The 25213-nt window shown below is 42.1% G+C and carries 24 protein-coding genes and 1 tRNA gene; 19 read left to right on the forward strand and 6 right to left on the reverse strand.

The features are described from left to right. The first annotated feature begins 8 nt into the window (after positions 1 to 8). From CFS04_RS08100 to CFS04_RS08125, 6 genes are all read left to right on the forward strand, one after another. Positions 9 to 737 (forward strand): LytTR family DNA-binding domain-containing protein, encoded by a 729-nt coding sequence (locus tag CFS04_RS08100; RefSeq protein ID WP_088810139.1) that lies wholly within the window; start codon positions 9 to 11, stop codon positions 735 to 737. Positions 738 to 867: 130 nt separating this feature from the next. Continuing rightward, positions 868 to 2841: a DHH family phosphoesterase gene (locus CFS04_RS08105; protein WP_088810184.1), complete on the forward strand. Its 1974-nt coding sequence runs from the start codon at positions 868 to 870 to the stop codon at positions 2839 to 2841. A gap of 1 nt (position 2842) precedes the next feature. Continuing rightward, complete coding sequence (rplI, locus tag CFS04_RS08110; RefSeq protein WP_088810140.1) at positions 2843 to 3289, forward strand: 50S ribosomal protein L9; 447 nt, start codon at positions 2843 to 2845, stop codon at positions 3287 to 3289. A gap of 37 nt (positions 3290 to 3326) precedes the next feature. Then, positions 3327 to 4673 (forward strand): replicative DNA helicase, encoded by a 1347-nt coding sequence (gene dnaB, locus CFS04_RS08115; RefSeq protein WP_088810141.1) that lies wholly within the window; start codon positions 3327 to 3329, stop codon positions 4671 to 4673. Positions 4674 to 4751: 78 nt separating this feature from the next. Then, positions 4752 to 5207 (forward strand): universal stress protein, encoded by a 456-nt coding sequence (locus CFS04_RS08120; RefSeq protein WP_088810142.1) that lies wholly within the window; start codon positions 4752 to 4754, stop codon positions 5205 to 5207. 175 nt (positions 5208 to 5382) lie between these two features. After that, positions 5383 to 6675, forward strand: a complete 1293-nt coding sequence (locus tag CFS04_RS08125; RefSeq protein WP_088810143.1) for an adenylosuccinate synthase — start codon at positions 5383 to 5385, stop codon at positions 6673 to 6675. A 78-nt stretch (positions 6676 to 6753) separates the two neighbouring features. Here CFS04_RS08125 and CFS04_RS08130 read toward each other — a convergent pair whose 3' ends face one another. After that, positions 6754 to 7299 (reverse strand): hypothetical protein, encoded by a 546-nt coding sequence (locus tag CFS04_RS08130; RefSeq protein WP_088810144.1) that lies wholly within the window; start codon positions 7297 to 7299, stop codon positions 6754 to 6756. Between the two features lie 479 nt (positions 7300 to 7778). On the opposite strand from CFS04_RS08130, the gene CFS04_RS08135 reads away from it, so the two are divergent. Then, a complete protein-coding gene (locus CFS04_RS08135; RefSeq protein ID WP_088810145.1) occupies positions 7779 to 9161 on the forward strand; it encodes an amino acid permease in 1383 nt (460 codons plus the stop codon). 112 nt (positions 9162 to 9273) lie between these two features. Beyond that, positions 9274 to 9346 (forward strand) — tRNA-Lys (locus CFS04_RS08140). Between the two features lie 119 nt (positions 9347 to 9465). On the opposite strand, the gene CFS04_RS08145 is transcribed toward CFS04_RS08140, so the two are convergent. The 5 genes from CFS04_RS08145 to CFS04_RS08165 form a co-directional block, all read right to left on the reverse strand. Further along, on the reverse strand, positions 9466 to 10146 hold the full coding sequence (locus tag CFS04_RS08145) for a fructose-6-phosphate aldolase (protein ID WP_088810146.1): 681 nt from the start codon (positions 10144 to 10146) through the stop codon (positions 9466 to 9468). 136 nt (positions 10147 to 10282) lie between these two features. Beyond that, positions 10283 to 11236 carry a sugar-binding transcriptional regulator gene (locus CFS04_RS08150; protein WP_088810147.1) on the reverse strand — a complete coding sequence of 318 codons (954 nt, stop codon included), beginning with the start codon at positions 11234 to 11236 and terminating at the stop codon, positions 10283 to 10285. Further along, complete coding sequence (locus CFS04_RS08155; RefSeq protein ID WP_088810148.1) at positions 11229 to 11507, reverse strand: DUF3116 family protein; 279 nt, start codon at positions 11505 to 11507, stop codon at positions 11229 to 11231. The genes CFS04_RS08150 and CFS04_RS08155 overlap by 8 nt, the downstream gene beginning before the upstream one ends. Before the next feature lie 56 nt (positions 11508 to 11563). Then, positions 11564 to 12016, reverse strand: coding sequence for an ImmA/IrrE family metallo-endopeptidase (locus CFS04_RS08160; protein ID WP_088810149.1), 453 nt, complete (start codon positions 12014 to 12016; stop codon positions 11564 to 11566). A 4-nt stretch (positions 12017 to 12020) separates the two neighbouring features. Continuing rightward, positions 12021 to 12356, reverse strand: a complete 336-nt coding sequence (locus tag CFS04_RS08165; RefSeq protein WP_088810150.1) for a helix-turn-helix transcriptional regulator — start codon at positions 12354 to 12356, stop codon at positions 12021 to 12023. Between the two features lie 190 nt (positions 12357 to 12546). Between CFS04_RS08165 and CFS04_RS08170 the strand changes: the two genes are divergently transcribed. From CFS04_RS08170 to cydC, 11 genes are all read left to right on the forward strand, one after another. Next, positions 12547 to 12843, forward strand: a complete 297-nt coding sequence (locus CFS04_RS08170; protein ID WP_088810151.1) for a hypothetical protein — start codon at positions 12547 to 12549, stop codon at positions 12841 to 12843. A 154-nt stretch (positions 12844 to 12997) separates the two neighbouring features. Further along, positions 12998 to 13390 carry a holin family protein gene (locus tag CFS04_RS08175; protein ID WP_088810152.1) on the forward strand — a complete coding sequence of 131 codons (393 nt, stop codon included), beginning with the start codon at positions 12998 to 13000 and terminating at the stop codon, positions 13388 to 13390. Between the two features lie 56 nt (positions 13391 to 13446). Next, a complete protein-coding gene (locus tag CFS04_RS08180; RefSeq protein ID WP_088810153.1) occupies positions 13447 to 14046 on the forward strand; it encodes a short chain dehydrogenase in 600 nt (199 codons plus the stop codon). A gap of 112 nt (positions 14047 to 14158) precedes the next feature. Next, positions 14159 to 15631 carry a helix-turn-helix domain-containing protein gene (locus CFS04_RS08185; RefSeq protein WP_088810154.1) on the forward strand — a complete coding sequence of 491 codons (1473 nt, stop codon included), beginning with the start codon at positions 14159 to 14161 and terminating at the stop codon, positions 15629 to 15631. A gap of 4 nt (positions 15632 to 15635) precedes the next feature. Continuing rightward, positions 15636 to 16406 (forward strand): molybdate ABC transporter substrate-binding protein, encoded by a 771-nt coding sequence (gene modA / locus CFS04_RS08190; RefSeq protein ID WP_088810155.1) that lies wholly within the window; start codon positions 15636 to 15638, stop codon positions 16404 to 16406. A 75-nt stretch (positions 16407 to 16481) separates the two neighbouring features. After that, complete coding sequence (locus CFS04_RS08195) at positions 16482 to 18428, forward strand: LTA synthase family protein (RefSeq protein ID WP_088810156.1); 1947 nt, start codon at positions 16482 to 16484, stop codon at positions 18426 to 18428. A gap of 65 nt (positions 18429 to 18493) precedes the next feature. Further along, positions 18494 to 18967: a tRNA adenosine(34) deaminase TadA gene (tadA, locus tag CFS04_RS08200; protein WP_088810157.1), complete on the forward strand. Its 474-nt coding sequence runs from the start codon at positions 18494 to 18496 to the stop codon at positions 18965 to 18967. A 374-nt stretch (positions 18968 to 19341) separates the two neighbouring features. Beyond that, a complete protein-coding gene (locus CFS04_RS08205; RefSeq protein WP_088810158.1) occupies positions 19342 to 20745 on the forward strand; it encodes a cytochrome ubiquinol oxidase subunit I in 1404 nt (467 codons plus the stop codon). After that, the gene (gene cydB / locus CFS04_RS08210; protein WP_088810159.1) at positions 20732 to 21745 is read left to right on the forward strand and encodes a cytochrome d ubiquinol oxidase subunit II; all 1014 of its coding nucleotides are present in this window, start codon (positions 20732 to 20734) and stop codon (positions 21743 to 21745) included. The genes CFS04_RS08205 and cydB overlap by 14 nt, the downstream gene beginning before the upstream one ends. Continuing rightward, positions 21745 to 23466, forward strand: coding sequence for a thiol reductant ABC exporter subunit CydD (gene cydD / locus CFS04_RS08215; RefSeq protein WP_088810160.1), 1722 nt, complete (start codon positions 21745 to 21747; stop codon positions 23464 to 23466). The genes cydB and cydD overlap by 1 nt, the downstream gene beginning before the upstream one ends. Continuing rightward, positions 23466 to 25205, forward strand: a complete 1740-nt coding sequence (gene cydC / locus CFS04_RS08220) for a thiol reductant ABC exporter subunit CydC (RefSeq protein WP_088810161.1) — start codon at positions 23466 to 23468, stop codon at positions 25203 to 25205. Before cydD ends, cydC begins: the two co-directional genes overlap by 1 nt. Positions 25206 to 25213 lie beyond the last annotated feature (8 nt).

The following is a 25213-nucleotide window of genomic DNA, read 5'->3' on the forward strand; positions in this document are numbered from 1 at the left end:
GGATATATATGTTACCGATCTTTATATGTGAAGATAATAGAATTCAGCGGGAACGACTAACGAAGTATATAGAAGATTTTATTATGCTAGAACATTTTGATATGGAAATTGTTTTTTCTTCTGGTAATCCTTATGAAGTTTTGGAAGAGATTGAAAAATCTGCAGGGATGGGACTTTATTTTTTAGATATTGATTTGCAACAACCCGATTTAAATGGCTTTGAATTAGCAAAGAAAATTAGAGAAAAAGATGCACGTGGGTTTATTATTTTTATCACAACGCATGCAGAACTAACCTATCTAACTTTTACTTATAAAGTGGAAGCGTTAGATTATATCATTAAAGATAATGTGAAAGAAGTTCAGGAACGTGTTCATGAATGTTTGCGGAGTGTGCAACAGCGGATGTTAGATGAGCGCGAGCCAGACAAATATTTTACTTTTAGATTAACGGATAAAAAAGTAATTCACGAGAAGCAAGATGATATTTTGTTTTTTGAAACGTCTACGAAAAGCCATAAAATTGTTTTGCATGGCAAAAATCGGCAAATCGAGTTTTATGCCAAGATGAAAGATGTCGAGAAAATATTAGATGAACCGTTTTATCGTTGCCACCGCTCATTTTTAGTTAATAAAAATAATATTAATGAAGTGGATAAAGCTACAGGCGAGCTGACAATGACTAATGGTGAAATTTGTATGGCATCAAGTAAGTTAATAAGAGGAATGAAACTATAGAGGTCAAATCCGTATGAAAAGTCGGATTGACCTTTTTTGATTTGAAAGTCTGTTCGATAAAAGGTAAAATATAGAGTGGACGACTACATTTTACAGGGATTATCATTTTTTGTTTAGGAGCTGAATGGAAATGCAAGGCTTTTTTGAGAAAAGAATGCTTAAATATCCATTATATGGCTTAGTTGCGGCAACGATAATTTTGTGTGTCATTACTTTCTTCTATGAGTGGTGGCTCGCTGTTATTATATTTGTTGCAGGCGTTGCACTGATTACAGCGATGTTTTATTTTGAGCATCGTTTAAATCAAGAGGTGCAAGAATATGTTTCTAATTTAACGTATCGTATAAAACGCAGCGAAGAAGATGCGCTTGTTGAGATGCCTATGGGAATTATGCTGTATGATGACGATTATAAGATTCAGTGGTTAAATCCATTCATGGCGAAGTATTTTGATAATCACAAGCTAATTGGAGAGCCGCTAATTGATGTCGGGCCAGAATTTCTGGCTGTTATTAAAGGTGAGGAACAAGAGGGTATACAGTCTATTAAATGGCGTGAATACCGTTTTGATACAATTGTTAAACGTGAAGAGCGGATTTTATATCTGTATGATCGCACGGAATATTATGAGCTAAATGAGAAATATAAGGCGGAGAAGTCTGTTTTTGCGATTATTTTTCTTGATAATTACGATGAATGGGCGCAGGGCATGGATGATAGACGCCGGAGCGCGTTAAACAATTTGGTGACGTCTATGCTCACGAACTGGGCGCGTGAGCACCGAATTTATTTGAAGCGAATTAGTTCGGACCGGTTTATGGGATTTCTAAATGAGGCCATGCTAGAACGTTTGGAAGAGGAAAAGTTTTCGTTGTTAGATCGCATTCGCGAGCGTACGTCTAAACAAAATATTCCTTTAACCCTAAGTATTGGGATTGGCTATAATGAAGATGATCTGATTAGTTTAGCGGATCTTGCGCAGTCGGGGCTGGACCTTGCGCTTGGGCGCGGCGGGGATCAGGTTGTGATTAAGCAGCCGGAAGGTCAAGTGCGCTTTTACGGGGGAAAAACCAATCCGATGGAAAAGCGGACGCGTGTGCGTGCCAGGGTAATCTCTCAGGCGCTTCAAGAGTTGATCACTCAAAGCGACCAAGTTTTTGTTATGGGACATCGCTATCCAGATATGGACGTTATCGGCTCAAGCCTTGGCGTGATGCGTATTGCAGAGATGAATGATCGTGATGCGTATGTTGTGGTTGAACCGGGTAAAATGAGTCCGGACGTAGAACGCCTGATGACCGAAATTGAAGAGTATCCGAATGTGATTAAAAATATTGTGACGCCGCAAGTGGCTAATGAAAATATTACCAATAAGAGTTTGCTTGTGGTGGTGGATACGCATAAGCCTTCGATGGTGATGAATCGCGAGTTGCTGGAATCGGCTTCGCATGTGGTTGTCATTGACCATCATCGTCGTTCGGAAGAGTTTGTGGAAAATCCGGTACTTGTTTATATTGAACCGTATGCATCTTCAACGGCGGAACTTGTGACGGAGCTTTTTGAATATCAGCCAGATTTGGAACAGGTGGGCAAAATTGAAGCGACGGCGTTACTTTCTGGGATTGTGGTGGATACGAAGAACTTTACGTTACGTACGGGGTCACGCACGTTTGACGCAGCAAGCTATTTGCGGTCGCTTGGGGCGGACACCATCTTGGTACAAAATTTTCTTAAAGAAGATTTAGCGACTTTTACGCAGCGTAGTAAACTTGTGGAATCGCTTGAGATTTATCACGACGGGTTGGCGGTTGCAAAAGGTCATGAAAATGAAGTTTTCGGGACGGTTATTGCGGCTCAGGCGGCGGATACGATGCTTTCGATGGAAAATGTGCAGGCTTCATTTGTCGTTACGCTTCGTCCTGATAAGATGATTGGGATTAGTGCTCGCTCTCTGGGCGAAATTAATGTGCAGGTTATTATGGAGAAACTAGGCGGAGGCGGCCATTTGTCTAATGCGGCGACGCAGCTTAAAGGTGTGACGATTGCTGAGGCGGAAAAAGCTTTATTAGACGCGATTGACGCGTATTGGAAGGGAGAAACATAATATGAAAGTCATTTTTCTAAAAGATGTAAAAGGTTCGGGTAAAAAAGGTGAAGTGAAAGACGTGGCGGACGGTTACGCGAAAAACTTTTTGATAAAAAATGGGAACGCTGTGGAAGCGAATGCGAAAAATATGAGCGCGCTGCGCGGGCAAGAAAAACGTGCGGAAAAAGATGCGCAAGAAGAGCTTGCTGAAGCGAAAGCGCTGAAGGAAAAATTGGAGAGCTTGACGGTTGAACTGAAGGCGAAATCAGGCGAAGGTGGGCGTTTGTTTGGTTCGATTACGACAAAACAAATTGCGCAAGCCTTGCAAAAGGATTTTGGGATTAAAATTGATAAGCGGAAAATGGATCTTCCAGATGCGATTCGTTCGCTTGGGTACACGAATGTACCGATTAAGCTACATCACGAGGTTAACGCTACAATGAAAGTACACGTAACAGAAGAATAAAGGAAAAACTAACTTTTAAAAAAAGGAGCTAAGGGCAGTGGATACTTTTCAAGATAGAACGCCACCGCAAAATATTGAAGCTGAGCAGGCCGTCTTAGGGGCTGTATTTCTTGAACCGAATGCGCTGATTACGGCTTCTGAAATACTTATGCCGGACGATTTTTACCGGCAGGCGCATCAGCTGATTTTTGAGACGATGCTTGATTTGAATGACCACGGGAAAGCGGTAGATGTGCTGACAGTTTATGAGGCGCTTGCTGCTGGTGGTCGGATTGAGGATGCGGGTGGTTTACCATACTTAACGGAGCTTTCGGGTGCGGTTCCGACAGCGGCCAACTTAGAATATTATGCGCACATTATTGAAGATAAGGCGCTTCTTAGGCGCTTAATTCGGACGGCGACTCAAATTGCGACGGATAGTTATTCGCGTGAGGACGAGCTGGACGCGCTCATGGACGAAGCTGAAAAAAGCATTTTAGAAGTTTCCGGGCGCAAAAACGTGGGTGCTTTTAAAAACATTAAGGACGTTTTGGTTAAAACATATGATGACATTGAGATTTTACACAACCGAAAAGGCGATATAACTGGTATTCCTACGGGCTTTAAAGAGCTCGATAAGATGACGGCTGGTTTTCAGCGCAATGATTTAATTATCGTTGCGGCTCGTCCATCAGTTGGTAAAACAGCATTTGCGCTTAATATTGCACAAAATGTGGCGACAAAAACGGATGAAAATGTGGCGATATTTAGCCTTGAAATGGGCGCCGAGCAACTTGTTATGCGGATGCTTTGTGCGGAAGGCAATATCAATGCGCAAAATTTGCGTACGGGTTCGCTGACGTCAGATGATTGGCAGAAGCTTACGATTGCGATGGGGACGCTATCCAATTCGGGGATTTTCATTGATGATACGCCAGGCGTTCGCGTTAATGAGATTCGTTCGAAATGTCGACGTTTAAAACAAGAGTCGGGGCTTGGTATGATTGTCATTGACTATTTGCAACTGATTCAAGGGAGTGGCCGAGGCGGCGAAAACCGCCAACAAGAAGTATCGGAAATTTCCCGTTCACTTAAAGCACTTGCGCGTGAACTTGAGGTGCCGGTCATTGCGCTGTCGCAGTTGTCGCGTAGCGTGGAACAACGCCAAGATAAGCGTCCGATGATGTCGGATATTCGGGAATCGGGTTCAATTGAGCAAGATGCGGATATTGTGGCATTCTTATATCGTGAAGACTACTATGACCGTGAAGGCGAAAATGATGGAACGATTGAGATTCTCATTGCGAAGCAGCGTAATGGTCCTGTTGGGGACGTCAAGCTCGCTTTTGTGAAGGAGTACAATAAATTTGTTAACCTTGAAGTAAGATATGATGAGATGGCTTAAAATTAGGCAGGGCGAATAAATCGCTCTGTTTTTTTTGCTAAAAAAAGGGGTAAGGTTTTGTGAAAAGGAGTGGTTGACATGGAAAATTACAAACGGATTTTAGTTGCGATTGACGGATCGCCCTCTGCGGAAGCGGCCTTTTTAAAAGCGGCAGGAGCGGCAAAGCGCAACGGCTCGCATCTTGGAATTACGACAATTATCGATACACTCTACTTTGCGAATTTGACGGCGCTTGATGGTGGGCAAACGGTCAATCAATTTACGGAAAATGCAGAAAAGTTGTTGGCGGATTATGAAAAGCGCGCGAAAGAATTAGGCGTAGAAAGCGTGGAAACGATTTTAGATTATGGTCCGCCAAAAGCGGCCATCGTGGAAATTGCCGATGAAAAGTTCCACGCAGATTTAATCGTTGTTGGGGCGGTCGGCACGTCGAGGCTAAGCCGCATTTTACTCGGGAGCGTAGCTGGATACGTCACACTTCACGCACCGTGCGATGTTTTAGTGGAGCGAACAAGCCTGACAGATAGACTATGAGTGCACCTGCTCATGGTCTATTATTTTTTTAAAAGTAAAAACGAACGATTTTTTTAATACTAAAAAAATCGTTCGTGATATCCGTTGACGAATGATAGGAGAAACGGTAAAATGAATAATGGAAATAATAGCTAACGCGAATGGTTAGCTAAAGACCAAAAAATGAGGTGTTTACATGTCTTCAGTTGTTGTTGTTGGAACACAGTGGGGCGATGAGGGTAAAGGAAAAATTACAGATTTTCTTTCGGAGAATGCAGAAGCAATTGCACGTTATCAAGGTGGTAACAATGCGGGGCACACAATTAAGTTTGACGGCGTCACGTATAAATTGCATCTAATTCCATCTGGTATTTTTTACAAAGAGAAAATCAGTGTTATTGGAAATGGAATGGTAGTAGATCCAAAAGCGCTAGTGGAAGAATTAACGTACTTACATGAAAAAGGTGTAAATACGGCGAATTTACGTATTTCAAACCGGGCGCATGTGATTTTACCGTATCATATTCGCATTGACGAAGCGGACGAGGAGCGCAAGGGCGCAAATAAAATTGGGACGACCAAAAAAGGCATTGGACCTGCTTACATGGATAAAGCTGCGCGTGTCGGCATCCGAATTGTAGACCTCTTAGACAAAGAAACATTTAAAGAAAAACTAGAACAAAATTTAAAAGAAAAGAATCGTCTTTTGGAGCGCTTTTATGAATTAGAAGGGTTTACTTTAGATGAAATTTTAGATGAATATTATGAGTACGGCCAACAATTCAAGGAATACGTGTGCGATACGTCGGTCGTCTTAAATGATGCACTGGACGAAGGAAAACGCGTCCTATTTGAAGGCGCGCAAGGCGTCATGCTAGATATCGATCAGGGGACATACCCGTTCGTCACATCAAGCAACCCAATTGCTGGCGGAGTAACTATCGGAAGTGGTGTTGGCCCGTCGAAAATCAATCACGTTGTCGGTGTTGCGAAAGCCTATACGACGCGCGTTGGCGATGGCCCATTCCCGACAGAGCTGTTTGATGAAATTGGCGATAACATTCGCGAAGTTGGCCGAGAATACGGAACAACGACTGGACGCCCACGCCGAGTAGGCTGGTTTGATAGTGTTGTTGTGCGTCATGCAAGACGTGTCAGCGGGCTAACAGATCTTTCGTTAACGCTTCTTGATGTACTTACCGGCATTGAAACGCTGAAAATCTGTGTCGCTTATAAACTTGACGGCAAAACAATTACAGAGTTCCCGGCTAGCCTTAAAGATTTGGCGCGCTGCGAACCAGTTTATGAAGAGCTACCAGGTTGGACAGAAGATATCACCGGCGTTAAGTCGCTTGATGATTTACCAGCTAATGCAAGACACTACATGGAGCGTATCGCCCAACTTACAGGTGTTCAAGTTTCCATGTTCTCAGTTGGACCAGACCGCAATCAGACGCATGTTGTCAAAAGTGTTTGGCGTTTAGCTTAACAGACTAATTTTAATAAAAAATAAGCATAAATCCCATAAAATCCATTTTTAGAAGTGGTATAGGGGATTTATGCTTTTTTAGTCTTCAAAAATATCGATAATATCATCAACAACACCAGTTTCGTCTTTATAAATTTTAAGCATGAAGTACATTAAAACGAGGAGGACGAATAGATGGGAATGGGTGTCGACATTGTCATCAAATGAAAAGGATATCGTGAAAAAAGAATCGCCAGTTAAAATAGTGGCAAGCAGTTTATCATTCGCATGTAAGTCAACATCTTCGTTTAAGTTTTCCTCAATTAAAATTTTTTGATCTAGAAATTCTGCTATGACAGAAAAATAGAGCATGCTGTTGCCAACTTTATCTTTTAATTCGAAGCGTTTCCCCTCGTAATAAAATTCATATTCAGCAAGTATAAATCGTTTTATGCCAGTGTTTTTACGGTGGATTTGGCCAATCATTGTGCCGTCTGGCGCAGTATAAATATAGGAGTTGTCTTTTTCACGGTCAGAATGTACTTCTTTTTTAATAAGCGCCACAATTTTCCCGTTTTCATCTTTAAGCTCCATATTTGAAGCGTTCTCAAAAATAACTTTATCTAAAAGCGTAAACGTCGCCAACTAAAGCACCTCCTTTTGGAAAAGTATGCCATAAAAAAATTTATATGGATTAAAATGGGGTAGCCGGACTTCGTTTTAATTGGCGTGTCGGCATTTTTGTTGTACAAACCGAAAATTGGGAGCGTTTTCACAAACTTTTAAAAAATAAGTCAATAGGCCTAAATTTCGAACCAATTTGGGAGTTAAGGTAAAAAATAACAAGAAATCCTTATTTATCAACAAATTTAGGTAAATATATAGATGGTTTTAAGTGTCCTTATTGTCAATTTGTAAAAGAATATGGTAAAATCTAAATAGTGATAGCGCTTACATTGTGAAAAAGGAAAAATTTACTGTTTTTATGATATTTTGCGAGTAATCTGATTTTATTGTATGATTAAAGGATAACTTAATAATCAATTTAAGTTCATACACAGACGGCTCTGCAAAATTGGTAAAGAACTTAGCGAGTCCCAAGACTGAAGAGGGGGAAGTACATAATGGAAGAGAAACAAGAATTATCAAGAGGTCTAAAAAACCGTCATGTCCAACTAATTGCCATTGGGGGAGCAATTGGAACTGGGCTATTCCTTGGTTCAGGGAAATCCATTCACTTAGCTGGCCCATCGATTTTGTTCGCGTATATGATTACAGGGGCAATCTGTTTTCTTATTATGCGGGCACTTGGCGAATTACTACTTTCAAATTTAAAGTATCATTCATTTGTTGATTTCGTACAGGATTATTTTGGAAATGCGGCGGCGTTTGTAACGGGTTGGACGTACTGGTTTTGCTGGATTTCAATTGCGATGGCTGACTTAACGGCAGTCGGTCTGTACACACAATTTTGGTTTCCAAATGTTGCCCAGTGGGTGCCGGGCTTAATCGCGCTCGTCATTTTGCTTATTATGAACTTGGCGACGGTTAAACTTTTCGGGGAAATGGAATTTTGGTTTGCCCTTATTAAAATCATTGCGATCTTGGCGCTCATCATTATTGGCACATTCATGATTATTAAAGGTTTTTCAACGGACGCTGGAGCTTCAAGCTTCTCAAATTTATGGAGTCACGGTGGCTTTTTCCCTAACGGCGCAAATGGCTTCATACTTTCCTTCCAAATGGTGGTCTTTGCCTTTGTGGGTATTGAGCTTGTCGGCCTGACTGCTGGGGAAACTGAGGATCCTGAGCGTGTTATCCCGAAAGCGATTAACAACATTCCGATTCGGATTATTATCTTTTACATTGGTGCTCTCCTTGTGATTATGAGCATTTATCCGTGGAATTCGATTAATCCTGCTGAAAGCCCGTTCGTTCAGGTTTTCGCTGCTGTAGGAATAACGGCTGCTGCAGGAATTGTTAACTTTGTTGTCTTAACTTCGGCGGCTTCGGCTTGTAATAGTGCGGTTTTCAGCACAAGCCGAATGATTTATTCGTTAGCAAAAGAAAAAAATGCGCCTAAATCCATGACGAAACTGACTTCACACAAAGTGCCGTCCAATGCGCTGTTTTTCTCGACAATTATCATTTTAATCGCCGTTATTTTAAATTACATTATGCCAGAAGGTGTATTCACACTCATCACAAGTGTATCAACGGTTTGCTTCATTTTCATTTGGGGCATCACTGTTCTCGCACACTTAAAATACCGGAAAACACGCCCAGAACTAGCGGCAAAAAACAAATTCAAAATGCCACTTTACCCATTTGCGAATTACGTGATTTTAGTGTTCTTAGCGTTCGTGCTCGTTGTCTTGGCGCTTGCTGAAGACACTCGCGTGGCGCTGTTCATTACACCACTTTGGTTTGTCGGCGTCATCATCGTCTACTACATTCGCAAATCAAGAATTCAAAACAAAGATATGCAAGAAGAGATTAAAGAATAATTTTTGAAAAAAAGCTAGGTCAAATGAGGCGAAACCTTCAAGACCTAGCTTTCTAATTTAAATTTCTTGCAAAAACTGAAAAAAGTGATAGAATTAGAACGTTGAGTCAATCGGGTTATTAGCTCAGTTGGTAGAGCAGCTGACTCTTAATCAGCGGGTCGGGGGTTCGAACCCCTCATAACCCATTGGGTGCCAAACCCACAAGACCGGAGTACTGTCGGCGTTTTCGAACGTTTGGAAGACAGGACTCGCGGTCTTATTTTTTTGCAAAAATCTCAGAAGGCGGTTATTCTTCTCTACTACCTTAAAATTTCGCGACAACATGTCCAGCGCCAAAAACAGCTTCCCAGTCGCTCGTGAAATCGTGCACGGCTTTTTCAATCGAAGGCATTTCAAACGCTTGTTTAAAAATATCCGCGCCTAGTGTTACTGCATGGGCACCACATTCTAGGGCTGAATTCACTTGGCCGACATTTTTAAAACTAGCGCCTAAAATCTTAGTGTTACTTCCCGACCGCTCAATTGCTGTGCTCATTTCCAAAATGGCGTCGCGCGGATTGATGTTCAGGTTTTCCATGCGGTTGAAATACGGCGCAATATAATTGGCTTCTGCCGAAATCGCTAAATAGGCTTGGATTTTCGAATAAATGGCCGTGGCCGTTACATTTATTTTTTTGGCGCGCAATTCTTTGATGACGCGTAAACCAATTTCGGTGACGGGGACTTTAATGAAAACTTGGTCGTCGATATGGCGCAAAATGGCTTCTGCGTCGCGCATCATTCCGGCGTAGTCGGTGGCGACAACTTGGACGTGTAGGGAGGCAGTTGGGTCAAGGGAGCTTCGGATTTCCTTCATGTGCGTGAAAAACTCAAGCTTGCCCTCTTTTTTTATAATAGAAGGGTTGGAAGTGACGCCAGCGAGGGGTAAATTTCCTGCATAGCGCTTAATAATTTCTAAATTAGCAGTATCGAGCATAAATTCCATTAAAATCACTCCTTTTGCCCTCATTTTAGCAAAAATAAGCTAGAAAAAAATAAGTTCTTTGCTGTTTTGGGGTAAAAAGCGGACGAAACCAAGCGAGTTGTAACGCCAAAAAAGCTAGTTTGCACATTTGTGCAGACTAGCTTTTTGCATGTTTCAAAATTAGCTTAGCCGTTTCATCATCGGTTACAAGAGCATTGATGTAGCCTTTTTTTAGCATCGCGTAAATAGCCCGACTTTTGCGTTTTGACCGAGCAACTCCGAGAACAGTTGGGACGGCGCTTAAATTTTCGAGGCCGATGCTGATGGTGCGTTCATATAGTGGACCGTGTAAAACTTTGCCGTCCTTATCGAAAAAATTGCAACATGAGTCCCCGCACGCTTCGCGAAGGCGTAACTCTGCGTAATCTTCTGGTGATAAAAGGTCACGCCATTTGCTCGTTTTCTCAGATAAAAGTCCGCCGATTCCGACGAGGGCGACATCTAGTTTTGCCCATTTGGATTTTAATTCCTGAAAATATTGTGAGTGAACAATGCCGTTTTTTAGTTCCGCTGTTTCTTGCACAACTGTTGCATTGACGAATAAACTTGTGCCACCCAATTTTCTTGCGAGTTCGTAGACGAGCGTGTTGACGTGGAAGCGGGAATGGATATGACTTGGGCCGCCGACAATTGGGACAAAAGTGGCCATTGTTTTGCGGCGGTTATCAATTTGCGCGATAGCATTGCCAAGCGTTTCACCCCAGGCGACGCCGACTGTTTCGTGTGGCTTGATCATGTTTTTTATAGAGAGGGATGCAATTTGTGCGAGGTTTTCATCTTTTTCTTTACTTGAAAAATGGGGTTCGGTTCGGGCGATGCGAACGTGTTTCAAGTTGAAAGTTTCTTGGAGCGCCGTTTCAAGTTCGTAAATCTGCTCATCAAAATCATGAATTTTAATTTCCACAATTCCGGAGGCTTTTGCTTGTTTAAGCATACGACTGACGCTCGTCCGGTAAATATCGAGTTCACGTCCAATCGTTTCTTGACTTTTTTCTTCAATATAGTACTTGTAAGCAATCTGTCGAAGTAAGTCTAGTTTTTCTTTACTCATCTTTTAAGCCCTCCATTTGGCCGAAACTTTGTAAGAGTGAGGTTCCTTTTTCAGTGAGTTTGTACCGTTTTTCGTTTAAACGGCTTTTTGTTTGGCGCAAAATGTAGTCGTTTGCTTCAAGCCAGAAGACGGTATAGAAAAAGGTGGTTAATGTTAATTTATATTGCGGATTTCGCATGAAAAACTCATCTTGAAGTATGAAAATATTAAAGCTTGGATCAGCTATAAAAATTAAGGTGAACTTTATTTCATCGTGGCTGGGCCTTTTCATAAAAATATCCTTTCGATGGTGCTGCATGTTACTACAAGAAGTTGATTAAGCGGGCGTTAGTATTTGCGGTAAACATCAATCGTATTACCGAAATTAATAAAGTAATTTTTGTAGTTATACATTGGACCGTATTTTTCTCGGTAAAAAGCAACCGTCTGAATTAAGAATTCTTCCGTCACGCCTAGGTGTTCGGCTACTTCGAAATATTCTCTAAAACCATTGTAAAAGCAACGAATAATATCTTCAAGTGGAACGAGTTCCTCATATCCGCGTCTTCTAGCGAAAATTTCTTGTTTGCGATTTGCCATTTCTTTTTGATTGATAATATTGCCATATGTGTATTTCCAGTGCATAAGTTCTTCAATTAGAAGACAGCGCTTTTCGGTATCTGTTTTTTGACTGTCGATTAAAATGGTCCCGTTAATATATAAGCCTGGCAATTTGCTAGGCATTTTTTCTTCTTTTATGGTTACTTTGTTTTGATAATCATTCACCAATTCTTCAAACATATTTTCACTTCCCGCGATGAAGTTGTTTTTTCATTTCAATGTAAGCAAGAATATCTCGCAATTCCTCGTCAGTGACGTCATCATCTAAATGAGCTGCAATCGTCATTAAGCGCTCATCTTTTGCCTCTTGACTTCTTGGAGGGAAGAAAGCATCTATTGTTTGATTGAAAATCTTGGCAAGTTCGAATAAGACGTCTTGATTGGCCTTTCTTTCACCGTTTTCATAACGGCTAATGGTTTGTCTTGTTGTATTTAAGCGTTTGGCAAGCCCTTCTTGGCTTAGCCCTTTTTCTTCGCGAAATTGTTTGATTTTATTTCCAACATATTTATTTAATTCCATGGCTCCTTTGCTCCTTGCTTTATGATTGTTTACAGTGTACCACTTTTGTAACCTTTTTGGAAACTTTATATGTTAAAATGCATCAATTTGTTTACATGTAACCAAAATGGTGCTATAATAAATTTATCAGGCAAGAACACACTTTTTTTAAACTAAAAAGCACCGAAATGGTGACAAAGAGGTGATTTGAATGGAACGCGCGGAATTAAAAAAGCGACAACGAGCGATTATTTATCGTTTGGAGGAACATTTAAATGAGCGTGATAGACAGAAGCTCTTGTGCGAGTTGGAATATTTGGAAGCGCTTGGTGATAGCAAGAAAGGTTTTTTGACAGCAGATCAAAAAATGTTGCTTTTTTCATCTGAAGAGTACTTGGTGCGAAAGCACGTTCAAACGGATAAGCAGATTTATGAGGAAATAGGGGTTTCCAGACGAACGTTTTATTTATGGAAGAAATCGGCAGGGCTCATTGCAAGAAGCGTTTAAGCAAAGTCCAATTTCGCTGATGACTTAAAAAGCTGCGTTAAGTATTCTACTATAGTAGATTTAAATAGATTAAAAATGTCATTTGACCTTCAGAAAAAGTATTGCTTGAGCTGAAAAACAAATGGCATTTTTGCGTACAGAAAGAAGGATGTTTATGGATTATTTAGTTCAAAATATTCCTCAAGTTGTGGCGTTCTTCTTCGGAGGTGGGAGTGTTTTGATTCAAGTTTTACTTATCTTCACCGTGGCCGATTATGTGGCAGGCCTACTTACAGCCGGTTTTCGAGGGAACTTGCGAAGTAGAGTGGGCTTTCAAGGTATCGCGCGCAAATTAGCGATTTTCATTTTAGTGGCGATTGCACATCAGGCGGACCTTGTTACTGGGAATAAAAACTTAGTTCGTGATGCGGTTATTTTTTTCTACCTCGCTAATGAATTAATCTCGATTTTGGAAAATTTCGTTCAAATGGGCGTGAAAGTTCCGCGTGTGCTTAAAAGTTTGGTGGATATTTTCCAATCGAATGCGGGTGAGAAAAACAAAAAATAAACCTTTAAGCATGAGAGGTGTTATACTGGTCGTATCATTTGAAATGAGGTGTTTTTATGAAAGTGCTACTAATTGGTGCCTATGGAACGCTCGGAAAAGCGGTTTTTAATCGGCTTTCAAAGAAAAATGACGTTATTACGGCTGGGCGACATAGCGGGGAAATTCATGTTGATATTACGGACCCGGACAGCATTCGCGAGATGTACAATCAAATTGGGAAAGTCGATGCGGTTGTAAGTGCAACGGGAAGCGCTGTTTTTTCGCCGCTAACGGAACTAACGCCTGAAAAAAATGAACAAACATTGCGGAGTAAGCTTGGGGGACAAATCAACCTCGTTTTACTAGGGCTTGATTATATTAATGATGGTGGAAGTTTCACACTGACAACGGGAATTATGATGGAGGATCCAATTAGGCAAGGTGCTTCGGCTGCGATGGCGAACGGGGCGGTTACCGCCTTTGCAAAGTCAGCTGCGATTGAAATGCCGCGGGGAATTCGGATTAATACAGTGAGCCCAAATGTGCTTCTCGAGTCGTTTGAAAATTTGGAGCCGTTTTTTGAAGGCTTCGTTCCAGTTCCTGCTGACCGGGTGGCGCGTGCTTTTGAAAAGAGTGTTCACGGTGCTCAAACAGGCCAATCTTATAAAGTTTATTGAAAAGACAAGTTGTTCGCATCTTGTCTTTTTGTTTTAGTGGAAAATAATGTTTTGGGTTAGTCTAAGATGATATAATAATGGTGAACGAAAATACGATAATGGGGGCAGTGTCATGCGAACTTTACTCGAAAAAAGTACCAGAAGGAGAATGGAGCTTCTAGAAATTCTTATTGCTGACAATCGGTGGTACAAATTAGAGGATTTAGCTGAACAATTGGATTGTTCGAAACGCACGTTAAACAATGACATTGCCGCGATTCAAAACGACTTAATGGACGAATGGACGCTTTTCACATCTCGGAAATTAGGTATTCAAATTCAAACACCTGAAAATGCGCATGTCGATAAATTATATCAATATTTTATGCAACGGAGTCTTTCTATAAAACTTTTGCTTGGCTGTTTTTATACTCAAAATTGGACGGTTGAAGAATGGGCAGACGAATTGTTTACGAGTCCTTCTTCGCTGTACCGGTTGATTCATCGGATTCGAAAGAAAATGGAAATTTACGGCGTGGAACTTAATATCAATCCGGTGTACATCACGGGGAATGAGGCGCAAGTTCGCTACTTTTTTTCGCAGCTCTATTACACAACTTTCGGTTTGGAGCGTTGGCCATTTAAAGCGGATGACAGGGAGGCGCTTGATCGCTACATCAGCACACATGAAGCTTGTGTGGGTTACCGTTTTGTTTATCCGCAGCGGCAGGAACGATTTTTTTGGCTGCAAGTGTGCATCGAACGGATAAGGCAAGGGTATTTCATTGATATGGCAGAAATTGCGATTCCGTTTTATGAGCATGAGGCTGACCTGAAAAATAGCTTTAAACAGCTTGAGAAGGATACGGGAATCGTGCTAACAGAGGGCGAGCGCTACGGCATTAAGTTGCTTCAGTTGCAGGGGCTGGGCTATGAGCGGAAGGCGAATATTGAGGCGTCGCTTAGTTTTTTTGCGCAACATGCGCCGGAGAAATTAGTCCAGAGCGAGGCGATTTTGGAAAATATTGTGGTTTATTACGGGCATCCTTACCCGAGCAATAAAAATGAGATTTTGCTACAGCTTTTGAGTTATTTGCTTTATTTGGAGCAATTTGTAGAGTTTGATAGCTTTATTGTATCAAAACGGGGGTATGTGACGGGCGTTTTAGAAGAGGAGTTTCCAAGTTTTTGCGAGGCTGTTCGAAAGGCGGTCAAAGATGTTGCTGATTCTCGTGTGAAAGCCGAAACGGTTATTTTCTTCCTAGGAACGCTTTGGGAAGGCTTGGTTTTTGCGCAGCGTAAAGAAATCGAGCCGGTGCGCATTTTGGTTTCTTCGCAGTTAAGTGTGAGCAACACGCGCTTTTTGAAAAGCATTATCGCTTCGAGGTTTCAAGATCAGGTGGAGCTTTTTGAAATGACGGAACCGGATATCGTGGCCGAACATTTGCGAGCGAACCAGATTGATTTTGTTCTTGCCGATTTTGCAGCGGCGCAGTATGACGGAATTCCGACGGTAGAAGTTAACTATTTCCCTAGCGAGCGCGACTGGCGCAACATTCGAAAAAAGATTAGACATATTCAAAAAGAGCGAAATAAAAAGGAGTAGTTTGATGAAAAAAGTAAGCATTTTGTTTTTCGCGGTCTTATTCGTGCTTGCAGGCTGCAGCAACCAAGCTGGAACGGCTAGCGAAAAGCCAATTGAACTGCACATTTCCGTTGCGGCCAGCTTAAAAGATGTGATGGAAGATGTGAAAACGGATTATGAGAAGGCGCATAAAAATGTAAAGCTAACGTTTGATTTTGCTGGATCTGGCCAAATCAAAGAGCGCGTAAAAAACGGGGCACCAATTGATGGCGTGTTACTTGCGAGCGAAAAAGATATGGATGATTTAAAGGCGCAAACAACCGATAAACAACAGTTTGCCAAAAATACACTCGTTTTAATTGTGCCGAGCAAAAATGCGGTGGAAACGAATACGAAAGATATCGCGAAATTGTTGCCAACTTTTGATAAAATCGCAATCGGTAATCCGGAATCTGTTCCTGCTGGGAAATATGCAGAGGAAACGATGGAAAATCTAGGCGTTTACGATGCACTGAAAGAGGAACTTGTCCTCGCATCTGACGTTCGCCAAACGCTTGCTTACGTCGCATCTGGCAACGCGCAAGCGGGTTTCGTTTATAAAACGGATGCTTTAATCAGTAAAGATGTAAAAGTTTTGCAGGCTGTGCCGGACGATTTGCATTCACAAATTGGCTATTATTCGGGCGTGTTGAAAGATGCTGACGAGCCAGATCAGGTGGCGAAGTTTTTAGATTATATGGCGTCTGATGCAGGGCAAAAAGTATTAGCGAAGTACGGGTTTTTAAATATTGATTGACCAGTTTCTATTTTACATGCCTCATAAAACATGATAGCATGAACATAACTCGAATTTTTTTATGAGGAGATGACGATGAAGAATTTACTTTCAAATCGATTACTGTTACTAACTGTTTTTCTGTTTTGGCTAAAGACGGAAATTGTTTATTTTATGGAATTTAATTTAGGCGTTGAAGGCGCATTTCAAATTTTCTTATTACTGATTAATCCAATTGCGATGGCACTCATTATATTTAGTTTAGTCTTTTTGATTCCAAATCGAAAGCTTCGGACAACGATTGCCATTATTGTTTATTTTGCACTTTCCATGCTACTTTATGCGAACGTGCTTTATTACCGCGAGTTTAGCGACTTCTTGTCGGTTAATTTGATGACGAATGTTGGAAATGTTTCGGAAGGCCTTAACGGGAGCGCATTCGCCCTACTAAAATGGCATGATATTCTTTATTGGCTCGATTTTGCATTCATTACGTTTGCGCTAATAAAATACGGGAAGCCATATGCGGAAAAGCGTCGTGCTTTTAAGTTTCAACTTATTCCTGTTGTTTTAGGCCTAGGAATGCTTCTTTTAAATATTACGCTGGCGGAGATCGACCGCCCGCAACTGCTTACGCGGACATTTGATCAGCGTTATCTAGTCAAATATTTGGGCGTCAACACGTTTACGGCTTATGACGGCGTGAAGCACATGAAAACGCAGCAGAAGCGCGTTCAAGCGGAAAGCTCGGACACGGCTGAGGCGGAGAACTTTGTGAATACGAACCGCACGAGTACAGACAATGAGTACTTTGGGGTTGCGAAAAAACGGAATGTGGTCTACTTGCATTTAGAAAGCATTCAACAATTTTTGATCAATTACAAATTGGACGGCGAAGAGGTAACACCGTTCTTAAATCAACTTTATAATAGTGAAAACTCGTTTAGTTTTAGCAACTTCTACCATCAAACGGGGCAAGGAAAATCTAGTGATGCGGAAAACCTTATTGAGAATTCGCTATTTGGACTTCCGCAAGGGTCAGCATTTTCGACTTACGGCGGCACGAATGAATTTCAGGCGGGGCCGGCAATTTTGAAGAATGAACAAGGTTACACGTCGGCAGCGTTTCACGGGAACATTGGCTCGTTTTGGAACCGCAATAATGCCTACAAGCGTTTTGGCTATGATTATTTCTTTGATTCTAGCTACTATGATTTGACCAAGGCGAACTCAACGGACTACGGTCTAAAAGACAAGCCGTTTTATGAGCAGTCCATGGAAATGCTGAAGCAATTGCCACAGCCATTCCAAACAAAATTCATTACGGTTTCCAACCATTTCCCGTATCCTGTTTTTGAAGAAGACGTGGAATTCGCGAATCCTGGAACCAAAGATGAAACAATTAATAATTATTTTTCAACAGCGCATTATGCAGACGAGGCGATTAAGGAATTTTTCGACGCTTTGAAGAAAGAAGGCTTGTATGAAAATACGATTTTCGTTCTTTACGGCGACCACTACGGTATTTCGAAATCACGCCTAGATACGCTTGCACCGCTTCTTGGAAAAGAAGAACTAACCGAGTTTGATAAAGCGCAGTTGCAACGCGTGCCGTTTATCATCCACGCGCCTGGCATCAAGGGGAAAGAAATTACAACGCAAGCGGGGCAAATTGATGTGCAACCAACTGTTCAGCATTTACTTGGCATCGACGGCTCGAAATACTTGCAACTTGGAAATAGCCTGCTTTCCGATAAGCCAACTGATACAGTTGTATTCCGGAATGGCGATGTGATTACTTCCGAGTTCGCTCAAATCGGTTCCACCGTTTACCTGACGCAGACAGGCGAACCAGTTGAAGAGCTAACAAATGAAGAAAATAGTCGTGTGACGGAAAGAAAACATTACGCCGAAACAGCGCTGCGGATTTCCGACGACATCATGCAACGTGACTTGTTGCGCTTCTATGAACCAAGCGAAGATTTCAAAATCCCGAATCCTGCGAAAGTAGATTATAAGGTTTCGACGTCAGATATAAAATAGAACGCGAAAATGACTCTGGCCATCGCCGGGGTCATTTTCACTAAAACTAGAAAGAAGGTGCGGTTTTGGATAAAAACGGGTTTATGCACGAAGCGATCAATGAAGCGAAAAAGGCAGGTGCAATTGGCGAAGTCCCAATTGGAGCAGTAGTCGTGCTAGACGGAAAAATCATCGGTCGTGGGCATAATTTGCGAGAATCCAGTCAAAACGCTGTGACGCACGCCGAAATGATGGCCATTCAAGACGCTTGCCATAATCAAAAATCTTGGCGACTCGCCGGTGCCGAATTATTTGTAACGCTTGAACCGTGCCCAATGTGTAGTGGTGCCATTTTGCTTTCCCGAATTGCGAAAGTGTATTACGGCGCCAAAGATCCGAAAGCGGGAACGGCTGGAACTTTAATGAATCTCTTGCAAGATGAGCGCTTTAATCATGTCTGTGAAGTAGAAAGCGGCCTTTTGGAAGAAGAAACAGGCGCCCTTTTAACGGACTTTTTTCGGGAATTAAGAAAGCGCAAGAAAACCGAGAAACCGAGTTAGTCTAGTAGTTCTTTTCTACCAATTTAGACTAAAATGTCTGTTTGAAACTTTTTGTGAATAAAATAACAAAAACAAAGGTACAGTGAGTTCAATACTTTACAAGCTGATTTCTTATTAAAATGAAAAATAAAAAAAAGACTACTAAAGAACTAAATGAATTTAAGCCGAAATAGGATAAAATATACTGTATATAGAACTTATTCTAATTTAGAAAACTCTGCTTTAGCCGAAAAAGAGAAATGACGAATTTTTTTATTTTACATATCTTTGTGAATGAAATAACAACTAATGGTGCTTGTTTAGATTGTTTTTCACAAACTCGGTTAAGGGAGAACGTAAAAAGAATTAAAACGCAGAAAAAGGAGGGAAAAAGGGTGGATACATTGTTTTTAGCCCGCTTTCAGTTCGCATCAACAACAATCTTTCACTTTTTATTTGTGCCGCTATCCATTGGCTTAGTCTTTATGGTTGCGCTCATGCAAACGCTATACGTAGTGAAAGGGAAAGAAGTTTATAAAAGAATGACAAAGTTTTGGGGACATTTATTCCTCATTAACTTTGCAGTCGGTGTCGTAACTGGTATTATTCAGGAATTCCAATTCGGAATGAACTGGTCCGACTACTCCCGTTTTGTAGGGGACGTTTTCGGAGCACCACTAGCTATTGAAGCCTTACTTGCATTCTTCATGGAGTCGACATTTATCGGTTTATGGATTTTTGGTTGGGATCGCCTCAGCAAAAAATTACATTTAGCGTGTATTTGGCTCGTATCAATTGGAACGATTCTTTCAAGTTTTTGGATTCTAGCAGCCAACTCATTTATGCAACACCCAGTCGGCTTTGAATTTAAAAATGGTCGTGCCGAAATGAACGATTTCTGGGCGCTTATTACAAACGGCCAGCTACTAGTTGAGTTTCCGCACGTTATTTTCGGTGCTTTCGCAACAGGTGCGTTTTTCGTTGCAGGTGTCAGTGCATACAAAATGCTTAAAAAGCAAGATGTGGCTTTCTTCAAGCGCTCTTTCCAAATTGCACTCGTAATCGCAGTTATTGGCGGTTTTGGAACAGCTTTCAGCGGACACTCACAAGCCCAATATTTGGTTAAAACGCAGCCGATGAAAATGGCGGCAACTGAAGGTATATGGGAGGATACTGCCGACCCAGCACCTTGGACGATGATTGCCGGCATCGATGTCGATAACAAAAAAAATACGTGGTCAATTGAAATCCCGTATGCGCTAAGCTTCTTGTCTTATTCGACCTTTAGTGGTTCCGTAGAAGGCATGAACTCGCTTCAAAAACAATACGAGGAACAATATGGCCCGGGAGATTATATTCCGCCAGTACGAACTTCATTCTGGAGTTTCCGTATCATGGTATTAGCCGGCATGGTAATGATTTTAACAGCACTAATTGGTGCGGTGCTTGCTTGGCGTAAAAATCTTGAGAACACAAAATGGTATTTACGTTTAATGGTACCAATGATTTTATTCCCATTCATCGCCAACTCAATGGGTTGGATTATGACAGAAATTGGACGGCAACCGTGGGTAGTATTTGGTTACCAACAAACGGCAGATGCCGTGTCGCCGAACGTATCGGCAGGCTCGCTACTGTTCTCGATAATCGCGTTTTCAACGATTTACGCGTTACTGTTAATCGTGCTCGTCTATTTATTTATTCGCGAAATCAAAAAAGGACCTTATGGTGAAAATAAAGTAGAGACTACTTCTGTTGATCCATTTGATAAAGGGGGCGACAAAATTGTCACTGAATGAGTTATGGTTTTTACTTGTCGCAGTATTATTTGTCGGTTTCTTCTTCCTAGAAGGATTTGACTTTGGTGTAGGGATGTCTACACGTTTCATGGCGCGCAATGATTTGGAGCGCCGCGTGTTAGTGAACACAATTGGTCCGTTTTGGGATGCCAATGAAGTGTGGCTACTTACAGCTGGCGGTGCCATTTTTGCCGCATTTCCAAACTGGTATGCAACGATGTTCAGCGGTTACTACATTCCGCTCGTTGTGTTCTTGCTTGCTTTAATCGGTCGCGGTGTTTCATTTGAATTCCGTGGTCAAAAAGATTCTGCCGCTTGGCGTCAGTTTTGGGATTGGGTTATCTTTTTCGGTAGTATTTTACCGCCGTTCTTGCTAGGTGTCCTATTTTCAAGTCTTGTACAAGGTATGCCAATTAATAGCGAAATGGATATGTATGCAGGATTCTTTGATTACATTACGGTCTTCTCCGTTTGGGGAGGCTTAACCGTTACAATGCTTTGCCTACTTCATGGCTTAATGTTTATCACGCTTCGTACGGAAGATGATATTCAAGACCGCGCACGTCGCATGGCTAAACGCGTTTGGTTCATCACCGTGCCTGTTTTAGTAGTGTTTGTAGTTCTAGCATTCTTTTACACAGATATTTTCCAAGCCCGTCCAATTCTCGTGCCAACTTTAATTGGTATCGTAGTAGTGATGTACTTACTATGCGCATTCTTCCTATGGAAAAATCGCGATGGATTTGCATTTACATTTGGCGGCTTAGGTTTAGCATTAACAGTTGCAACCATTTTCGTAGGGCTATTCCCTCGTGTTATGATTAGCTCAATTGACTCTGCATTTGACTTAACCATTCATAACGCAGCTTCGGGACATTACTCCTTAACAGTTATGACCATTGTATCGGTAACACTATTACCGTTTGTACTCGGCTATCAAATTTGGAGTTACTACGTTTTCCGTAAACGCGTTTCGAGTAAGGAGAAAATGACGTATTAATGGGAAGAGACATTTTTAAATATAAAGGTATAAAAAAAATACTTGCGATTCTTGCCGCGTTGACGATAGTTCAAGGCGCGGCAATTATCGTCATGGCAAGCATGCTGTCAGGCGCGATTACAAAGCTCTTTAATGGTGCATCCTTGTCTACTGTGGCGTTACAAATGGCTTTCTTCGCGGGAGCACTTTTTGTACGCCATTTTTTAAATGTATGGAAAAAAGCGATTGTTTATAAGTTCGCCTCTGATACAGGGAAAAAGATGCGCGAAGAATTGCTTGAAAATTTATTCGTCCTCGGTCCGCGTTTTACGCGCGAAGAAGGAACAGGAAAAGTCGTTACGATGGTCATGGAAGGCGTACAGGACTTCAGGCGTTTTATTGAGCTGTTCTTGCCGAAGTTTATCAACATGGCGATTATTCCTGTGATGATTTGGATTTATGTGCTGACACAAGACGGCAAGTCCGCTCTAATTTTGGCCATTACATTCCCTGTTTTAATTTTATTCCTAATAATCTTAGGCCTTGCAGCAAAGAAACAAGCCGACTCGCAATTTGAGTCGTACCGGATTTTATCCAACCACTTTGTTGACTCGCTAAAAGGGCTTGAAACCTTGAAGTATCTAGGTTTAAGCCATAGTCACGAAAGAAGCATTGCGGACACAAGCTCAAGCTACCGAAAAGCAACGATGAGGACACTACGCGTAGCCTTCTTATCTTCGTTTGCACTCGATTTCTTCACAATGCTCTCTATCGCTGTCGTGGCGCTATTCTTAGGGCTCGGCTTAATTGACGGCTTAATCTTACTAGGCCCGGCACTCACAATTTTAGTTTTAGCACCCGAATACTTCCTACCCGTCCGTGAGCTAGGGTCCGATTATCATGCAACGCTCGACGGACAAGAGGCGGGGCGCGTTATTCAAGCCATTATTGATGAAGGAAAAGCACAGCAAGAAAAAAATGCAGGAACGGCTGCGCCTGCGTACACAAATGATTCTGTGCTGAATTTAGCAGGCATCACGGTTAATTATGCGGATGGGCATCAGGAATCGCTAGCCCAAGCTGATTTTGGCGTTTCTGGTTTGCAAAAAATTGGCATTATCGGAGCAACTGGCGCTGGGAAATCTACAATGATCGACGTTTTAAGCGGCTTTCTAGCACCAACAACTGGCGAAATCCAAATTGATGGCACCGCGGTTAAGCTACACAATTATGCGTGGCAGAAACAAGTGACGTATATTCCGCAGCACCCGTATTTGTTCCACGACACAATTGCTGGCAACATCAAATTTTATCATCCAGAATCAGCAGATGATGCGGTGAAATCAGCGGCAAAAGCGGCTGGACTAAACGCGTTCATTGAAGATTTAGATGAGGGATATGAAACGGTTGTTGGGGAAGCTGGGCGAACGCTAAGTGGCGGTCAGGAACAGCGAATTGCGCTAGCGCGCGCGTTTTTATCTGACCGGCAAATCGTGCTCATGGATGAGCCCACTGCGCATCTGGATATCGAAACGGAGTATGAGTTGAAACAGCCGATGCTTGATTTGTTCGAAAATCGGCTCGTCTTTTTTGCAACGCATCGCCTGCACTGGATGCTCGAAATGGATCAAATTATCGTTTTAGACAAAGGGGCGATTGTTGAAACGGGGACGCACGCTGAACTTGTTTCAAAAAAAGGGTTCTACTATGACCTAATTAAAGCCCAATTGGAGGAGATTTAATGCTAAAAAACAGTTGGATTGGCCCTTATATTAAGCAGAATTTTGGCCTCTTTTTAGTCGTTATTTTCCTCGGCGTGCTAACATTTTCGGCGGGGGCAGCGCTCATGTTCACGTCTGGGCACCTCATCTCGAAATCGTCGCTCATGCCGGAATCGATTATGGCCGTGTACGTTGCAAGCGTTGGCGTGCGGGCTTTCGGAATTTTACGCTCAGTTTCCAAATATGTCGAACGGCTAAACAGCCATTCGTTAGTGCTTCGGATTTTGGAAAAAATGCGCGTCAGATTGTATCGACTTTTAGAACCTCAGGCGCTACTTCTTAAATCCCGCTACCGGACGGGTGATATATTAGGCATGCTCGCAGATGATATTGAACACATTCAAAATTTCTATTTGACGACGATGCTGCCGGCTGTCATTAGTTTGTTTTTATATGCTGGCGTTGTCATTGCGCTCGGCTACTTTTCGATTCCGTTTGCGATTTTAATTTTAGTTTTAATAGGTTTGCTTGTGTTCGTACTACCTGGCGTTTCTATTTTGTATGCGCGCGGGAAAAATGCCTATTTAAAGCAAGGGCGAAATCGGCTATACAGCCAGTTTACAGATGCGGTTTTTGGTCTTAGCGACTGGATGTTTAGCGGACGCGAGAAGCGTTTAATTGAGGGGTATGAAAAGGACGAAGCGGCACTTTTGAAAGTGGAGACGAAGCAATTTCATTTCGTCAATTGGCGCGACTTTTTTAGCCAGCTAATTGTTGGTGTGATGGTCATTTTAATGGTCTATTGGAGCACAAATGAAGTGAGCAATGGCGCCATTTCAGGCACGCTAATTGCCGCGTTTACACTCGCTATCATGTCGCTTGGTGAGGCTTTTGTGCCCGTATCAAGTGCCGTAAGCGACAAGTCGCTGTATCAAGATTCGCTTCTGCGGCTGGATAAAATCGAAGACACGACGCTACCTGACTTCGACGCGGAAATCGAGCAAAAAGCGCAAATCGAAACGGTGGACGTAACGCTACGGGCAGAAAATCTTTCGTTTCAATACAATGAAAAAAGCCCTTTTGTGCTGAAAAACTTTAATTTTGAACTGCGACAAGGCGAAAAAGTGGCGATTATCGGCCGAAGCGGCACAGGAAAATCAACTTTCCTAAAACTAATTCAAGGCGCGCTCGTGCCAAATGCTGGAGCAGTCACAATGAATGGCGCAAGCCCAGCTGACCTCGGACCACAAATCCCAGAAGTTGTGGCGATGCTCAATCAAAAAGCGCACCTTTTTAGCACAACGGTTTTCAACAACATTCGTCTTGGCAATCAAAATGCCACAGATGAAGAGGTTTATGAGGCGGCTAAAAAAGTGCAAATGCACGATTTTATTATGAGTATGCCAAACGGCTACAAGACGCAGATGTCCGAAATGGGCGCCCGCTTTTCAGGCGGTGAACGCCAGCGAATTGCGCTTGCTCGAATTTTGCTCCAAAATACGCCCATCGTCATTCTTGACGAGCCAACAGTTGGCCTCGACCCAATAACGGAACGCGATTTGTTGCAAACGATTTTTGAAACGCTAGAAGGAAAATCCGTACTTTGGGTAACGCACCATTTGGTTGGCGCCGAGAAAATGAATTCGGTGCTTTTCCTAGAAGACGGCGATATTTTAATGCAAGGCACACATGCCGAACTGATGGCTTCTGCGCCGCGCTACAAACGTTTGTACGAGCTGGACCGACCAATTCAGTTGTAAAAGAGGGA

The sequence above is a fragment of the Listeria sp. ILCC796 genome, from assembly GCF_900186175.1.
Classification (GTDB): Bacteria; Bacillota; Bacilli; order Lactobacillales; family Listeriaceae; genus Listeria; species Listeria goaensis.

Excerpts from the sequence above, each read along its gene's own strand:
- CFS04_RS08100 (WP_088810139.1), top strand. The coding sequence starts at position 9 with ATGTTACCGATCTTTATATGTGAAGATAATAGAATTCAGCGGGAACGA.
- CFS04_RS08105 (WP_088810184.1), top strand. The coding sequence starts at position 868 with ATGCAAGGCTTTTTTGAGAAAAGAATGCTTAAATATCCATTATATGGC.
- rplI (WP_088810140.1), top strand. The coding sequence starts at position 2,843 with ATGAAAGTCATTTTTCTAAAAGATGTAAAAGGTTCGGGTAAAAAAGGT.
- CFS04_RS08120 (WP_088810142.1), top strand. The coding sequence starts at position 4,752 with ATGGAAAATTACAAACGGATTTTAGTTGCGATTGACGGATCGCCCTCT.
- CFS04_RS08125 (WP_088810143.1), top strand. The coding sequence starts at position 5,383 with ATGTCTTCAGTTGTTGTTGTTGGAACACAGTGGGGCGATGAGGGTAAA.
- CFS04_RS08135 (WP_088810145.1), top strand. The coding sequence starts at position 7,779 with ATGGAAGAGAAACAAGAATTATCAAGAGGTCTAAAAAACCGTCATGTC.
- CFS04_RS08145 (WP_088810146.1), bottom strand. The coding sequence starts at position 10,146 with ATGGAATTTATGCTCGATACTGCTAATTTAGAAATTATTAAGCGCTAT.
- CFS04_RS08150 (WP_088810147.1), bottom strand. The coding sequence starts at position 11,236 with ATGAGTAAAGAAAAACTAGACTTACTTCGACAGATTGCTTACAAGTAC.
- CFS04_RS08155 (WP_088810148.1), bottom strand. The coding sequence starts at position 11,507 with ATGAAAAGGCCCAGCCACGATGAAATAAAGTTCACCTTAATTTTTATA.
- CFS04_RS08160 (WP_088810149.1), bottom strand. The coding sequence starts at position 12,016 with ATGTTTGAAGAATTGGTGAATGATTATCAAAACAAAGTAACCATAAAA.
- CFS04_RS08165 (WP_088810150.1), bottom strand. The coding sequence starts at position 12,356 with ATGGAATTAAATAAATATGTTGGAAATAAAATCAAACAATTTCGCGAA.
- CFS04_RS08170 (WP_088810151.1), top strand. The coding sequence starts at position 12,547 with ATGGAACGCGCGGAATTAAAAAAGCGACAACGAGCGATTATTTATCGT.
- CFS04_RS08175 (WP_088810152.1), top strand. The coding sequence starts at position 12,998 with ATGGATTATTTAGTTCAAAATATTCCTCAAGTTGTGGCGTTCTTCTTC.
- CFS04_RS08180 (WP_088810153.1), top strand. The coding sequence starts at position 13,447 with ATGAAAGTGCTACTAATTGGTGCCTATGGAACGCTCGGAAAAGCGGTT.
- CFS04_RS08185 (WP_088810154.1), top strand. The coding sequence starts at position 14,159 with ATGCGAACTTTACTCGAAAAAAGTACCAGAAGGAGAATGGAGCTTCTA.
- modA (WP_088810155.1), top strand. The coding sequence starts at position 15,636 with ATGAAAAAAGTAAGCATTTTGTTTTTCGCGGTCTTATTCGTGCTTGCA.
- CFS04_RS08195 (WP_088810156.1), top strand. The coding sequence starts at position 16,482 with ATGAAGAATTTACTTTCAAATCGATTACTGTTACTAACTGTTTTTCTG.
- cydD (WP_088810160.1), top strand. The coding sequence starts at position 21,745 with ATGGGAAGAGACATTTTTAAATATAAAGGTATAAAAAAAATACTTGCG.
- cydC (WP_088810161.1), top strand. The coding sequence starts at position 23,466 with ATGCTAAAAAACAGTTGGATTGGCCCTTATATTAAGCAGAATTTTGGC.